This is a genomic window from Bacillus sp. FSL W7-1346, from assembly GCF_038593335.1.
In the GTDB taxonomy this organism is placed as follows: Bacteria; Bacillota; Bacilli; order Bacillales; family Bacillaceae; genus Bacillus; species Bacillus altitudinis.
The window spans coordinates 2,904,403-2,918,101 of record NZ_CP151988.1; the positions used below are offsets into that span (position 1 = coordinate 2,904,403).

Below are 13,699 nucleotides of genomic sequence, written 5' to 3' on the forward strand. Positions count from 1 at the left end.
CGCAGGTTGAGGGATTTATGAATACTATTTACTATCCGAAGCTTTTTCACACGTTGTGGACAAATTACGAGGATTGGGTGAGGAACATGCCGCATCATCATGAGATGAACGAAGTAGAAAAAACAGCAAGACGCCGTTTACAAGAACGAGGCGTAACCATTCAAGATATAGCAGACCTTGTCTTCTTTTTGCAGGAAAAATATCATCCTGGCTTAGACATGACAGAGTGCATCCACAATGTGGAACGTGTCATCGCAAAACGTGAAGTCCAAAATGCCATCTTAACAGGCGTTGAACTAGATGTTCTCGCTGAGCAAAAAAAGCTGACAGAACCGCTGCAATCCATTCTTGAAACAGATGAAAGTCTATATGGTGTGGATGAAATTTTATCCTTTGCCATCGTTAATATTTATGGCTCCATCGGCTTTACGAATTACGGATATATCGATAAAGAAAAACCAGGGATTCTTGGGAAACTCAACGATAAATCCTCAGGCGAATGCCACACCTTTTTAGATGACATTGTCGGTGCTATTGCTGCGGCAGCATCAAGCAGACTGGCACATAGTGCGAGAAATGCAGAATAAAACACAAAAGAGGACGTGCGTCTCACGCTTGTCCTCTTTTCATTAAGATAATCGTTCAATCCACTCAGATAATGAATCAATGACATAGGTTGGCTGTTTGTCATATTTCTGAAGCAGCTCTTTTGTCGTGACGCCTGTATGGACAAGCAGTGTATCCATCCCTGCATTCATCCCTGCCATAATATCGGTATCATAATTATCGCCCACCATGAGCGTCTCTGACACATCTGTCCCGAGCACCCGCATGGCCTGTTCCATAATGATAGACTCTGGCTTTCCGATAAATGTTGGCTGCACTGTTGTTGTAACCGTCAGCACAGATGTTAACGATCCATTTCCAGGTAACAGCCCTCTTTCTGTCGGAATGGCAATATCTCCATTTGTTGAAACAAATTGTGCACCTTGACGGATCGCAATGGCTCCTACCGCTAGTTTTTCATATGTAATACCGCGGTCTATTCCAACGACAACGAAATCAGCGTCTTCTTGACCAAACGACAAGCCTTTTTCTTCGATGGCCTGCTGAATGCCTTCTTCTCCGATCACATACACCGAGGCATCTTTCTTTTGTTCTGCGATATAGTTTGCCGTCGCCATACTTGTTGTAAAGACTTGTTCTTCCGTTGCTGGAATATCGAATGAAACCAGTTTCTCTGCTACTTGCTTCGGTGTGCGTGAAGAGTTATTCGTGACAAACAAATAAGGGATGTTCAACTCATTTAACTTGTGAACAAATTGCCCCGCCTCTTCAATCTTTTCTGTTCCTTTATACATCGTCCCGTCTAAATCAATTAAATAGCCTTTGTATTTCATGCTGCTTACAACTCCAATGGTTTATTTAAACGCTGATACTGGTCCAAGCTCCTGCTCCAAGTAAGTGCGAATTCGATTCGGGAAGACTTGCAGCGCCTGTTCTACCTCACTGATGACCTGCAACAAATCTTGATGAACCACTTCTTGGTATTGCTGAACAAGTGTTTTACGGCACGAGACCAGTTTTTTCAGGTGAGTGCCTTCTTCTGTTGGTACAACTTTTTCGTCCACAAGAATATCCATGATGTCGTTATAGCTTCCTGGGTCCCGCATGATAAAGCCGTCAATCATATCATTTCCTGTATCAAGAATACATTCGACGAGCAAATGAACAATTCGTTCTAGCGCTTTTTTTTCTAAAGGGCTTGACCATGTTTGATGACTGCGCATCAAATTATATTGCTCCTCAAAAAAACGTAATGTCTCTTCAATCTTCTTTCTATCTACGAAATACATCATGACGCTCCCCTTTGCGTTATTTTCTAATCCGCTTTAAGACAAAATAGGCACAGCCAAAATTACAGTATTCATAAATGTATTCATCGAGTGTACTGATTTTTGTATCGAATGTGGCCTTTTGGTTTTGGTCATCAAAGAACCCCTTCAGCCTAAGCTGGTTGTAGCCCCAATCCCCCACAATATAATCATACTTATTTAAAATATCTGAGTACCTTGCTTTAAACGCTTCCTCATCAAAGCCGTCTTTGATATCTCTGACAAGATCAAAGGTAGCATTCTGAATGACGATCATCTTCTCACCTCTTTTTAAACGATCCACCTTTAATGATAATTCATTGGAACAACTCCATCAATTGCTAAAGCATGTTTTTTCCGATTTAGCCGAAGCTAAAGAAAAAAGGAGGTCACATTTATGATGAAACAACTGACAGCCACTATTCTCCTATGCATGCTTTTAGGCGGGTGCGGCTTTCAATCAGGCATGAACCGGCAAGTGGATGAAGATTCTTCCAGCAAGACAATCCGCCTGTCTGATCGTCATGAAGGAAATAATTCCAACATGCCAGAAGCAGATACGAATCGAGCAGGCTATGTTCGTTATCAGCGCCAGCAAGTAACCGATCAAAAGGAAAGAACCCCTGCTTTAAATCGTGAGCACCTTGCCCACGTGATTACAAGTTTAGCCATCCAGCTGCCAAATATAAAGGATGCAGCAACACTTGTCACAGACGAGGATGCCCTCATTGTGTATCGAACAGGCAACAAAAACCGAGATGAATCAGCCGATCAAGTGAAAAAAACAGCGGTTTCTGTTCTCCCTCGTTATTATCATGTGTACGTCTCTGATAACCCAGAGCACTTTCAATCCATTGCCAATTTTTCACGTCTTCAAACCAATTCACGTGATTTTGATCAAATTTTAACAAAAACGATTCAACAAATGAAATACTCTCCTCAAGGCGGAGATATTTCAACGAAAGAAGATGCCAATGGCATGACGAATTCCGATCGGACCATGAGACGAAACGCACCTTACGGCCAAAATTAATACGAGAAAAAACGCCAGAGAGCTCTGGCGTTTTCTTTGTTATGCTTGCGCCTGACGCTTCTTAGACGCTTCGTTTACTTGTTCGTCTGCATGATAAGAAGAACGGACAAGCGGTCCAGCTTCACAGTGGCTAAAGCCTTTAGACATAGCAATTTCCTTCAGCTCTGCAAACTCATCTGGATGGTAATATTTTTGCACTTTCAAATGCTTTTTCGACGGTTGTAAATACTGACCAATTGCCATGATGTCAACGTTATTGGCAAGAAGATCATCCATAACTTCAATGATTTCTTCCTTCGTTTCACCAAGTCCAATCATAATGCTTGATTTCGTTGGAATGTCAGGCTGCATTTCTTTTGCACGACGCAAGAATTCCAATGAACGATCGTATGTAGCCCGTGCACGAACTCTTGGTGTTAACCTGCGTACTGTTTCAATATTGTGATTTAAAATATCAGGGCGTGTATCCATTAACGTTTTCAAATTATCATAATTGCCACCCATGTCTGAAGGGAGAACTTCAATTGTTGTGAATGGACTTTTTCTTCTAATGGCACGAACAGTTTCAGCAAATACGCCTGCTCCGCCATCTTTTTGGTCATCCCTTGCAACCGCTGTTATAACAGCGTGCTTTAAATTCATCAAAGCCACTGAATCTGCCACGCGTTCTGGCTCTTGCAAGTCTAATTCAGTAGGAAGTCCGGTTTTCACCGCACAGAAACGGCATGCGCGCGTACAAACAGATCCGAGGATCATAAATGTAGCAGTTCTTCTCACTGCCCAGCATTCGTGAATATTCGGACATTTCGCTTCCTCACAAACGGTATGCAGGTTGTTTTCCCGCATCATTTTTTTCAAACCGGTATAGTTTTCATTCGTATTCAGCTTAATTTTAAGCCAGTCCGGTTTTCTAACGTGCTCTTCCTTCTTTGCCAATTCCATCATCTCCATATGAATTCGTTAAAGGTGCATATACAATCATCTTCCTGCTATATACGATGGATGCAGCTGTTGCCGCAAAAAATTGAATCTTCGGCCTAAGGCCTTTTCTTTAGACACTTTAACATAGTACAGATTGAACAACAAGGGAATGAGCTGCAAAAATACCCAAAAGACTCCTAAAATAACAGAAGAAAATTACTAACATTTTCTTCTTATGAAATAACGTGATCAAACCACACTAAACGGTAGAAGATATGTTCGAAGAAAGGAGATGGACGTTTGTGAAAGTGGTTTTAGCGATCATCATCGCTCTTTCAATGATTCCCGCATCAGTCCATGCACAAGGGGCAAACAAACAGCCAGATGAATTAAAACAGCGAATGGCACTGTATGAAAAGATCGCCATCACCACACAGGTCCCGTGGTATGTACTTGCTGCGGTTGATCAGTATGAACACAATATACGCAAAAGCAGAAGAGATTTACCAAAACAAACAGGTGTGATTGGCATCTACATTCCCCGGGAAATGTGGATAGGACCAGAAAACCCCAATAAGCAGGATACCTCTCCATTAAGCATTAAAGTGTTCGACGGTATTGGGCTTGATGGTAATGGGGATGGAAAAGCAGAAATCGATAACGATGAAGATGTCCTGTTCACGTTTGCTCAATACTTGCTCCATTACGGCAGCAGCATCGACCAATTAAAAATCGCGCTGTGGGATTATTACGGACGTGATCAAACCGTTGGAATTATTTCATCTTTTATGAAGCTCTATCAGCATTACGGCCATCTTGACCTTGGAAAGCACGCGTTTCCTCTTCCGGTTGGCGCTGACTACAGCTACAGGAGTACATGGGGTGATGCGAGAGGCTTTGGAGGCAGAAGAATTCATGAAGGCACTGATCTTTTTGCTCATTACGGTCTTCCTGTTCGTGCGACATCGTACGGCGTGATTGAAATGAAAGGCTGGAATCGCTTTGGCGGCTGGCGGATCGGCATTCGAGATATTCATAATCATTATCATTATTTTGCCCACTTAAATGGCTTTGCAAAAGGACTCAAAGCTGGGCAGATTGTAGAACCTGGTCAAGTCATCGGATCAGTCGGAAGCTCCGGTTACGGTCCACCTGGCACAGCAGGAAAATTCCCGCCACACCTTCATTACGGCATGTATAAAGACAATGGACGAACTGAATGGTCGTTTGATCCTTACCCTCATTTAAGGGCATGGGAAAGAGCCGAGCGGAAACGTCGATAAATAAAAGGAGAAGTTTAGCGATACCGCTTGCTTCTCCTTTTGATATGTATCAACATTTCCCCGGTCATCACTTGTCTACTGTTACTGCTTATGCTTTTCTTTCAATCCTAAAACTAAAAAAAGAATACCCATGATGAAAAAAAGGAGATACACAACTGTTACTTCTAGTGGAATCATGTCAAACATCCCTCTAAATAAGTCGACACTCAAACTGTCACTCCCAGCTAATAATATCGATGCTGACATATATTTAGCACTAAATACAATGGCAAAAACCAAAAAACAAAATCCGCTTACATGAATTTTCTTCATATCAATCAAATCCTCCTCTCACTTTCTTAACAGACGATCGTGAAAAACAGCCTTCAGGATAGCTACACTATTCAAAAAGGAAAACAATGAACATTTATCATGGCACGTGATTCAGTATGGAATCAAGTGGTTAATTAGGATAAGATGAACAGATCACATAAAAAAAGTCTAAGCATCGCATCCAATGAATAATTATTTCACAAAGAGTTAGGGGGCTGTTTTTTTGAAAAGAGGAATGACCTTTACCATTCCAAATGAATACGGAGTCTTCCTTGGAGAAGTGCTAAAACCGATCGACATCACCAAATTCAGCTGGCGAATCGATACCGAAGACTCGAATATACTAGTTGATGGCGAAAAAGATGAAGAACTTTTTCCTGAAGGTAAAACAGAAATGGACGGTATAGAACTCAAACACCTCATTGAAAACAAGACGTATTATATGATTTTCGCCGATTTACAAGCATATCCAAAAGGGACATTGTCTCATATTAAGACCTATGAAGAATTTATTGAAAGCCAATGCGAGCTTGTTCTTTTAGTAGCCGATTGCTCCTATGTCACGATCTATTGCAAAAATAAGGGAACACTCGAATGGCTATACAAGAATGCAGTTGAATGTGGATTTGAAGACGTGACCTATATCACCGATGAAAATGATGCAAGGACAAGACTGTCTGTTTCGTAACAATAAAACGTGCATCACAAAAACGCTATATGCAATGACAGCGTATGAAAAAAACAGCCCAATTCGTCCATTGGGCTGCTATTCTTTCTTCTCCTTTTTTTCCGGCAGAACAATTGATGGAGCGCCTGAATTTGTTCCGCTGCCATTATAATAATCTGGGACGTCTCCTTGAACGGCTTGGATGGAGACAGGCACGGAGTTTTTGACGACGATGGTTTCTGAGGCGAATGGGATGATGACTCTCACCTTCACCTCAATGAGCACACTAATATCAATCAAGGCATTGTTAATGCCATATGGCTTGATGTTTTTTTCAACGTCTGTATGCGGGTCACCAATAACACTAAATCGTACAGGTACTTTTGGTCCTAGGTTGGCGATAAGTGCATTTCCGGACGCTTGCCCAAGCGGAATGTTATATATAATGCCGTCATGTCCATCTGTTTGATCCTTTAATGCTTCTTTTGCCTCTTTTTGAAAATTCCCCTTTTCAATGTCCTCTAGATTTTTTTGAAGGTGACGTGACAGGTCAGCCATTGCTTTCGATGTTGCTTGCGCATTGAAGTCGATAGTTGTCACTTTTCCGTTCTCACTTGTATTCATCACAACCATATCCTTCATATTCTCCTGATCATCTGCAAAATCCTGAACAGAATATTGGATGAGATGATTGGCGATTCGTTCTGTTTCTAGTTCAGCAATGTGAATCAACGTTGGTTTAATGGAACGATTGATGAAGAATAGGCTAATGACAGTTGAGAGCACAAAAAATAATACGGCAAGCAGCATGACATAACGAAATGGCAGAGGGCCCTTTTTATAGGGGCGATAACGGCGGTTTAATCTCAATAAAAAATCCCCCCTTCTCCATTACAAGTGTATGCAGACAGGCGGGGGGATAGGAATCATCTGTACATTTTATTTCACCATTTTTAATAATGCATCTCTTCCAATTGTGCCAGCATGAATGCCGAGTGACTCAGCGGCATATGTCACAGATTCTAAAGGTGCATCCAGCAATTGCTCGATAGTTCTTACACCGACTGCTCTTCCTGCGATGATTCCTCTATCTGCAAGCTTTTCATTTAGGAGCCCGACATCAAGTGCACCGCACATAATATAACCATGCTCATTTGTCACTGCCATGAAATTGGTCTTTGGCAGTTTGACGGTGACGGCTGTAAAGGAATGGCCATCAATTGTAATAGGTGTTAAATTCACCATATCCCTTCACTCCCTTCAACACAATCTATGTGAAGGGAGGGCAAGTGTTGTTAGGCTGGAGCGGATTTCACTTTGCGTCCCTCAATCGCCAGCTCAGGACATCACGTAAAAATTCCGGCATAAAATATTCGATGTGTTCATGGTCACGTATATGAGGAAAAAGAGAACCAAGTGTATACATATCCACTGTGCCAACCGTATAGGAATCATCTTCTTTGACGAGTTGATCGTTTACATAGACATCTTTTACTCGTTTGGTTTCGCCCTCTTCTAATGAATAAGTCAAACCGCTGTATAGCATTTTCCCCATCAGTTCGCCTCTAAAGCCAAAGCCTTTGATGCGCAGTTGTTCCATTTTTTCTTCACAGCCACGAGAAACTGTTTCGATCAATTGCTTCCCAGTAAGCGTCACCCGGATTGGATTAATGGGGTGCGGGCATATCCGGTGAATGTCTTCTCTAGTGACGATGCCAGCCTCTAATGAATCAAGCACCATCCCTGCATTCATCATGCCGATATCTGCCTCGCACCATTCTTTAATGGCATCTGTTAAAAGTTGCGGAAGCTGGGAGTCATCAAACCACTTTGTTTCGAGCTTTGATTTAATGGATGTCACTTTTTCCTGCATGAGTGACTTCGCTCGTCTTTCTGCTTTCTGTAAAGTCATGATCGCTTCATCGGATTCGCTGATCAGCTGGTCCACTGATTGCACCGTCGCTTTTTTCTCGATGAGCTCGCTACTCGCTGTGTCAATGGTCAGCTCGACACAGCCAATATAATGCCCATACTTTTCAGCACATGCAAGAAGAACGCCATTATCCATTTCGCCCTGTTCTAAAAGATGATGCGTATGTGAGCCTAAGATGATGTCGATTTCCGGGAAGTCATGGGCTACCTCTCGATCATGGATGATGCCTAGATGGGAAAGAAGAACAATGACATCGGCTTGTCCTTTCACTTCTTGCAGCATCTCCCGTATGCTCTCAAATGGGTCTGTAATGTCCCAGCCCAGCTTTTCATAGACAGGTGTATACGCAATGGTCACCCCTAAGACGGCGATCTTCAGTCCATTGTTCAACGTGATCACTTCATAAGGCTTTGCCCACGATGGTCTTTTGCCTTTTTCAAATAAATTAGATAAAATCACCGGGAATTGCGCGTCTTTGTACAATTGGTCGAGCTGCTCATGAGGCAACGTAATGCCTTCATTATTACCAATTGTGACGCCATCATAGCCAAGCTGATTGAGAAGTTTGACATTCACTTTTCCATAATCCGCTTCTGATACAAGGTTTACTCGATCCATATGATCGCCAATATCAAATAAGAGCATCTGATCGTGAACTTGACGCTTTTCTTCAATATAAGCTGCGATTTTTGGCCAATTTTCAAAGTGGCTGTGCAAGTCGTTTGTATGATATAACCATAGCTTCTGCAGCATGTTGATCTCTCCCTCAAGTTGTCACTGAACCGTCTCGTTCAAGTTGAAAGCCGCAGCTCTCGTTTAACTAAATAAATCTAACTGCTTCGGGGATAAGCTTGAATACGTCAAATCCAGCAAATCAATCATTTGCTGGCCATTCGTCGCCGCATCTCCGCCTGAGTTATTATTAAATACGACATATACATCTTTCGACTGCTGATGCAGGATGTCGAGGTTCTTTTTCCATTCCTTTAGTTCAGCTTCATTATATAAATATAAGTAACGAACTTCACGCCAGTTCTCATGATCTGCCGGGTGAAGCCAGCCTTGTTTATTTCTTCCGTGGAAACGGACCAATGTTTTGTCACGGTGTGTGGCTTTTATGACTGGCGGTATAGACCCTTCTCCGACTTGCGGTTCATCACAGACGGAATGAATCCACCCTTCTTTCTCCATAAAGGATAAGGTTTGTTCATAAAACTCGTCTGAAAACCAAGTTCGGTTTCGGAATTCGAGTGCACAAGGAATGTCCCCCATCTTCTCCTTACACCATCTTAAATAGTGGACGTGCTCCTTTTTGCAATCAAACCATGGTGGAAATTGAAACAGAACCATCGCCAGTTTCCCTGCTCGAATGAGAGGAGTCAGTGAAAGAATAAAGGCGTCAAACATTTCTTCCTTTGAAGCAAACGGGATCTCGCCTCTTTGATGCCCAGTCATTCCTTGATATGCTTTCACAACAAATTGAAAGGCGTCTGGCGTATCTTTTATCCATTTTTCATGGTTCCGCTCAGGCTGAACAGCATAAAAGCTTGCATCCAGTTCCACAATGGGAAACGTTGATGCGTAGTGAAACAGCTTTTGAGAGCTGCCGATTCTCGGCGGGTACAGACTGTCATGATCGCCCCAGCCAGTTAATCCGATATAAATCATCTATCTCACCTCTTGCCACTTGCTTGTCTAAACGGATTTTCCCATTGAAAGTCTTTGTTTCTTGGGATACCCATCTTTCTGAAAGAAATTCTTCTGTCTACAACATATCATATTTACCCATTTTTCTGAATGAAGATGACTGATGTGACGTGATTTTGCCCTGCCATCTTTTTTGTGATATTACATCACAACTTTCTATCTAAATTGAATGAAGCTGATAACATAATATTGATATCAGAGACTTTGACAGCGATTGTCCATTTTTTTATTCATCTTCACCAAAGGCTTCAGCTCTAAAAAAAGGAGAATGAGTGGATATGAACATTGTCGATCATCATGTTGAAGCATTGCAAAAAGTGGCCCAAAGAATTCATCAGCCTGTCTATTTGATCAATCAGTATGGACGTATTCTTTTCACCTCATCCCAAGGTATGACAAACCCAGATTGGATACAAATGCTCCGCTCGTTTCACAGTACGCAGCAGGATTATTTTTCTATGGTTCATTCAAAAGAAAGCGTTTCTGTTTTTCCTATCTATATAAACGAACAAGCTTATGATTATTTAGTCGTTCCCGCCTTCATTCATCCTCAAGACGACATGGGGCTGCATTTGATAATTGAACAAGCTGTAAATGCCATGTCCATTTCACGCATCAAACAACATGCCATCAAGCAATCGACAGAGCGAGCCAAAAATGAATGGTTTCGCAAATGGATGGAGGGCACGATTTCCTCAGAGCAAGATGTCACCCGCCTAACACGCATGTTTGGATTAAACACAACGATTCCCTATCTATGTATCGTCTGTCAACTTGATCAGAGCAGTCATTTCTCTTGTTTCCTTAAGCAGCAAACCCTTGTAGATGATGTGTTTGCTTTACTTGAAAGCACCCTTTTGCACTGTCCATTTCCCGCCTTTCTTTTTGTCAAAGGAGATATCGGCATCTTCCTTATAGAAGAGACTGGCGGGTGGCAGGCAATGAACAAATCGATCTGCTCTTTTTTAAAACAAATGCAGATCCTTATTAAACAACATGTGAATGCCACCATTTCCTTTGGTGTGAGCTTAAGCGGTTATCTCATCACCGATCTGCCAAAAGGATTCAGTGAAGCTGTCCATGCTCTGCAATCAGGCCAGCTCTCATTAAGAGCTGAATATATTCAGTTCTATCAAGCAAAAGATGTGTCAGATTTACTGAAGCTCATCCCAGCAAAAGATTTAACAACATTCTATGAGCGATATCTCCACCCATTATATGAACAACCACAAGTCGATCCAAACCTTCTCCACACCTTATCTGTTTATGTCGAAACACATTGCCATATTTCAGAAACAGCCAAGCGTTTATCTGTTCATCGCAACACCGTGATATATCGACTAGAGAAATGTGAAGAACTGCTTCAGATCAGCCTAAAAGATCCTGACGCAACATTGCGCTTGCGCTTAGCTTTGCGGATTCAAAAGCACCTTTCATCCGATTCGTATTGAATCTTTTTTTCTTACGCCTCATATATTTTGGAGGAGAAATGTGAATGACAAGGAGTGGTGTCAAATGGATGAGGAGATTCGTCACATCCCGCAACCGATTCGAGACGATGGAGCCGGCGCAACCGATTTAGGCCCGCGAGACGTTCTGCGCGATATGGAGAATCCAGATATGTTCGTTCCCCCTAAAACGGATGCGGGGACGATTCCTAATTTAAAATTTTCCTATTCTGATACACATATGCACTTGAATCATGGCGGCTGGTCGAGGGAAATTACTGAGCGAGAGCTGCCTGTTTCAACAACAATTGCTGGTGTGAACATGCGGCTTACGCGCGGAGGTGTTCGTGAGCTTCATTGGCATAAGCAGGCGGAATGGGCATATATGATTTTAGGCAAAGCCCGGATCACATCTGTAGATGCAGAAGGACGGAATATGATCGCTGATGTAGAAGAAGGAGACTTGTGGTATTTCCCGCCCGGTATTCCGCACTCCATTCAAGGTCTTGAGGATGGCTGTGAGTTTCTCCTTGTGTTTGATGATGGTGCTTTTTCTGAATTTGATACGTTCACCATCACAGACTGGTTTGCTCATACACCAAAAGACATTCTTTCTGCTAATTTCGGCGTGCCAATCAAGCTGTTTGACCGCATTCCTCATAAACAGCGCTATATGTTTCAAGGCTCTTCACCGGCATCCATTGAAAACCAAACAGTCTCTGATCCATACGGCGGCATCAAACCGCCATTTACCCACCAGCTCCTTCGTCAAAAACCAATCGTGACCTCTGGTGGAACCGTGCGAATCGTCGACTCACGCAATTTTCCAGTATCTAAAACCATTGCTGCTGCACTTGTGGAGGTAAAACCTGGCGGGATGAGAGAAATGCACTGGCACCCGAATAATGATGAGTGGCAATACTATTTAACCGGTACAGCCAAAATGACGGTTTTTGGAGCAGGCGGGACAGCTCGCACCTTTAATTACAGAGCAGGTGATGTTGGTTATGTTCCTTTCGGGATGGGACATTACATACAAAATATTGGGCAAACGAGCCTTTGGTTTCTAGAAATGTTTAAAAGCGATCGATTTGCTGATATTTCATTGAACCAATGGATGGCCTTAACCCCTCCTCAATTAGTGAAGGAGCATTTGCATGTAGACGATGCATTGATTCATGCGTTGCATAAAGAAAAATCACCAGTCGTGAAGTATGAGCGATGACGAAAAAAACCGATCCATTTGTGCTGATCGGTTTTTTCTATGCTGTCTTTACGATACGGCATGGGAATGTTGCTGCGCTTTTTTCGCCCATAAAATAGAAGCAATGAAACTCATACAAAGCACCAGCGTTCCAAACATAAATGGCAGCTCAATATTCACATCAAATAAAATACCCGCAAGACTTGGCCCGACGATATTCGCAAGGCTCATAAAGGAGGTATTGAGGCCGCCTGCTACCCCCTGCTGATTCCCTGCCATTTTAGAAAGTAATGTATTAAGAGCTGGACGAACAAACGAGGTGGCCGATAAAAACAAAATGGAGCCCGTAAAAATGAGCCAAAAGGAAGGAGCAAAGCGGCAGGCGATCAGCATACATGCCGCAGCTAAAAGGGCATAACGGACGACACGCATTTCGCCAAATCGTTTCACAAATGGATTTACTAAAGCACCTTGAACGATGACACCCGCAAGTCCAGCTACCGTAATGACAAATGCAATATCCTTCGGTGTAAAGCCATGTTTTTGGTCCACATATAAGCCAAAAATCGATTCAAAATGAATGATTCCGAAATTCAAAACAAAAGCCAAGATAAACAAAAAACCGTATGGCGTTTTTAAAGCCTGAATCATCTGCGTAAAAGGATTGAAATGAAGCTCTTTATTCAATCGTGCTTCTTCCTGCTTTTCCTTTGTTAAGGTTTCAGGTAAGAACAAGAAAGACAACAGCGTCGACAGGGCTGCAAAAGAACCAGCGATGAGGAAAGGAAAAGCAATCCCAAACTCAACCAAATAACCCCCAACACCCGGTCCAATGACAAAACCTAACGTCATTGCTGCACTAAATAGCCCCATTCCTTTCCCTCGATCCTTTTCACTTGTGATATCAGCAATGTAGGCAAACATGGCGGGCATCAGCAGCGCACCAGCAGCTCCGCCTAAAAACCGTGACACAAACAGCATCCAAAGCTGATCGGCAAATGCAAAAATAAACTGGGCAATCGTAAAGCCGGCAATCCCGGCAATAATCAATTTTCTGCGTCCAAACCGATCAGTCAGCGCTCCAGCGACGGGTGATAAAGCAAATTGTGTGAGGCCAGTTGCAGCAACGAGGAAACCAAGTGTTTTCCCAGTTGCGCCAAAGGCTTCAATATAACTTGGCATGACAGGAACGATCAGACCAAATCCAAGCATGGCAATAAAAATATTGAGCATTAGAATGTACAATCTGCCCATTTTTTTCATATTAAAACCTCTTTCTTCAAAATAAATGAAAATGATGACAAAAATGATAAGAAC

16 protein-coding genes are annotated in these 13,699 nt (G+C 42.5%); 6 read left to right on the forward strand and 10 right to left on the reverse strand.

Annotation, left to right across the window (positions count from 1 at the left end):
* Positions 1-86: 86 nt before the first annotated feature.
* Complete coding sequence (locus NST09_RS15105) at positions 87-587, forward strand: phosphatidylglycerophosphatase A (RefSeq protein ID WP_024719755.1); 501 nt, start codon at positions 87-89, stop codon at positions 585-587.
* Positions 588-629: 42 nt separating this feature from the next.
* On the opposite strand, the gene NST09_RS15110 is transcribed toward NST09_RS15105, so the two are convergent.
* Genes NST09_RS15110 through NST09_RS15120 form a run of 3 tightly spaced genes read right to left on the reverse strand, consistent with a single transcriptional unit; the run spans position 630 to position 2,151 of the window.
* Positions 630-1,400, reverse strand: a complete 771-nt coding sequence (locus NST09_RS15110) for a TIGR01457 family HAD-type hydrolase (RefSeq protein ID WP_008346835.1) — start codon at positions 1,398-1,400, stop codon at positions 630-632.
* Positions 1,401-1,421: 21 nt separating this feature from the next.
* Positions 1,422-1,856 carry a DUF86 domain-containing protein gene (locus NST09_RS15115; protein WP_017358913.1) on the reverse strand — a complete coding sequence of 145 codons (435 nt, stop codon included), beginning with the start codon at positions 1,854-1,856 and terminating at the stop codon, positions 1,422-1,424.
* Between the two features lie 19 nt (positions 1,857-1,875).
* Complete coding sequence (locus NST09_RS15120; protein ID WP_003213192.1) at positions 1,876-2,151, reverse strand: YutD family protein; 276 nt, start codon at positions 2,149-2,151, stop codon at positions 1,876-1,878.
* 120 nt (positions 2,152-2,271) lie between these two features.
* On the opposite strand from NST09_RS15120, the gene NST09_RS15125 reads away from it, so the two are divergent.
* Positions 2,272-2,907 carry a YhcN/YlaJ family sporulation lipoprotein gene (locus tag NST09_RS15125; protein WP_007500413.1) on the forward strand — a complete coding sequence of 212 codons (636 nt, stop codon included), beginning with the start codon at positions 2,272-2,274 and terminating at the stop codon, positions 2,905-2,907.
* Positions 2,908-2,946: 39 nt separating this feature from the next.
* Here the strand turns inward: NST09_RS15125 and lipA are convergent, their stop codons facing one another.
* Positions 2,947-3,843, reverse strand: coding sequence for a lipoyl synthase (gene lipA / locus NST09_RS15130; RefSeq protein WP_008360456.1), 897 nt, complete (start codon positions 3,841-3,843; stop codon positions 2,947-2,949).
* A gap of 323 nt (positions 3,844-4,166) precedes the next feature.
* Here lipA and NST09_RS15135 point away from each other — a divergent pair, with 323 nt between their 5' ends.
* Complete coding sequence (locus NST09_RS15135; protein ID WP_234805353.1) at positions 4,167-5,111, forward strand: M23 family metallopeptidase; 945 nt, start codon at positions 4,167-4,169, stop codon at positions 5,109-5,111.
* An 81-nt stretch (positions 5,112-5,192) separates the two neighbouring features.
* Here NST09_RS15135 and NST09_RS15140 read toward each other — a convergent pair whose 3' ends face one another.
* Positions 5,193-5,423, reverse strand: a complete 231-nt coding sequence (locus NST09_RS15140) for a hypothetical protein (RefSeq protein WP_008346846.1) — start codon at positions 5,421-5,423, stop codon at positions 5,193-5,195.
* 223 nt (positions 5,424-5,646) lie between these two features.
* Here NST09_RS15140 and NST09_RS15145 point away from each other — a divergent pair, with 223 nt between their 5' ends.
* Complete coding sequence (locus tag NST09_RS15145; RefSeq protein ID WP_008346848.1) at positions 5,647-6,111, forward strand: DUF2691 family protein; 465 nt, start codon at positions 5,647-5,649, stop codon at positions 6,109-6,111.
* Positions 6,112-6,189: 78 nt separating this feature from the next.
* Here the strand turns inward: NST09_RS15145 and yunB are convergent, their stop codons facing one another.
* From yunB to NST09_RS15165, 4 genes are all read right to left on the reverse strand, one after another.
* On the reverse strand, positions 6,190-6,960 hold the full coding sequence (gene yunB / locus NST09_RS15150) for a sporulation protein YunB (protein ID WP_017367991.1): 771 nt from the start codon (positions 6,958-6,960) through the stop codon (positions 6,190-6,192).
* Positions 6,961-7,029: 69 nt separating this feature from the next.
* Entirely contained in the window at positions 7,030-7,335 is a 306-nt protein-coding gene (locus NST09_RS15155) for a DUF1805 domain-containing protein (protein ID WP_007500404.1), read from the reverse strand.
* 67 nt (positions 7,336-7,402) lie between these two features.
* Complete coding sequence (locus tag NST09_RS15160; RefSeq protein ID WP_017358910.1) at positions 7,403-8,776, reverse strand: bifunctional UDP-sugar hydrolase/5'-nucleotidase; 1,374 nt, start codon at positions 8,774-8,776, stop codon at positions 7,403-7,405.
* A 63-nt stretch (positions 8,777-8,839) separates the two neighbouring features.
* Complete coding sequence (locus NST09_RS15165; RefSeq protein ID WP_007500400.1) at positions 8,840-9,691, reverse strand: DUF72 domain-containing protein; 852 nt, start codon at positions 9,689-9,691, stop codon at positions 8,840-8,842.
* A gap of 317 nt (positions 9,692-10,008) precedes the next feature.
* Between NST09_RS15165 and NST09_RS15170 the strand changes: the two genes are divergently transcribed.
* Both NST09_RS15170 and NST09_RS15175 read left to right on the forward strand, forming a co-directional pair.
* On the forward strand, positions 10,009-11,181 hold the full coding sequence (locus tag NST09_RS15170; protein ID WP_342493081.1) for a helix-turn-helix domain-containing protein: 1,173 nt from the start codon (positions 10,009-10,011) through the stop codon (positions 11,179-11,181).
* A 64-nt stretch (positions 11,182-11,245) separates the two neighbouring features.
* Complete coding sequence (locus NST09_RS15175) at positions 11,246-12,403, forward strand: oxalate decarboxylase family bicupin (protein ID WP_046526534.1); 1,158 nt, start codon at positions 11,246-11,248, stop codon at positions 12,401-12,403.
* 48 nt (positions 12,404-12,451) lie between these two features.
* On the opposite strand, the gene NST09_RS15180 is transcribed toward NST09_RS15175, so the two are convergent.
* Positions 12,452-13,645 (reverse strand): MFS transporter, encoded by a 1,194-nt coding sequence (locus tag NST09_RS15180; RefSeq protein ID WP_342493082.1) that lies wholly within the window; start codon positions 13,643-13,645, stop codon positions 12,452-12,454.
* Positions 13,646-13,699: the final 54 nt, after the last annotated feature.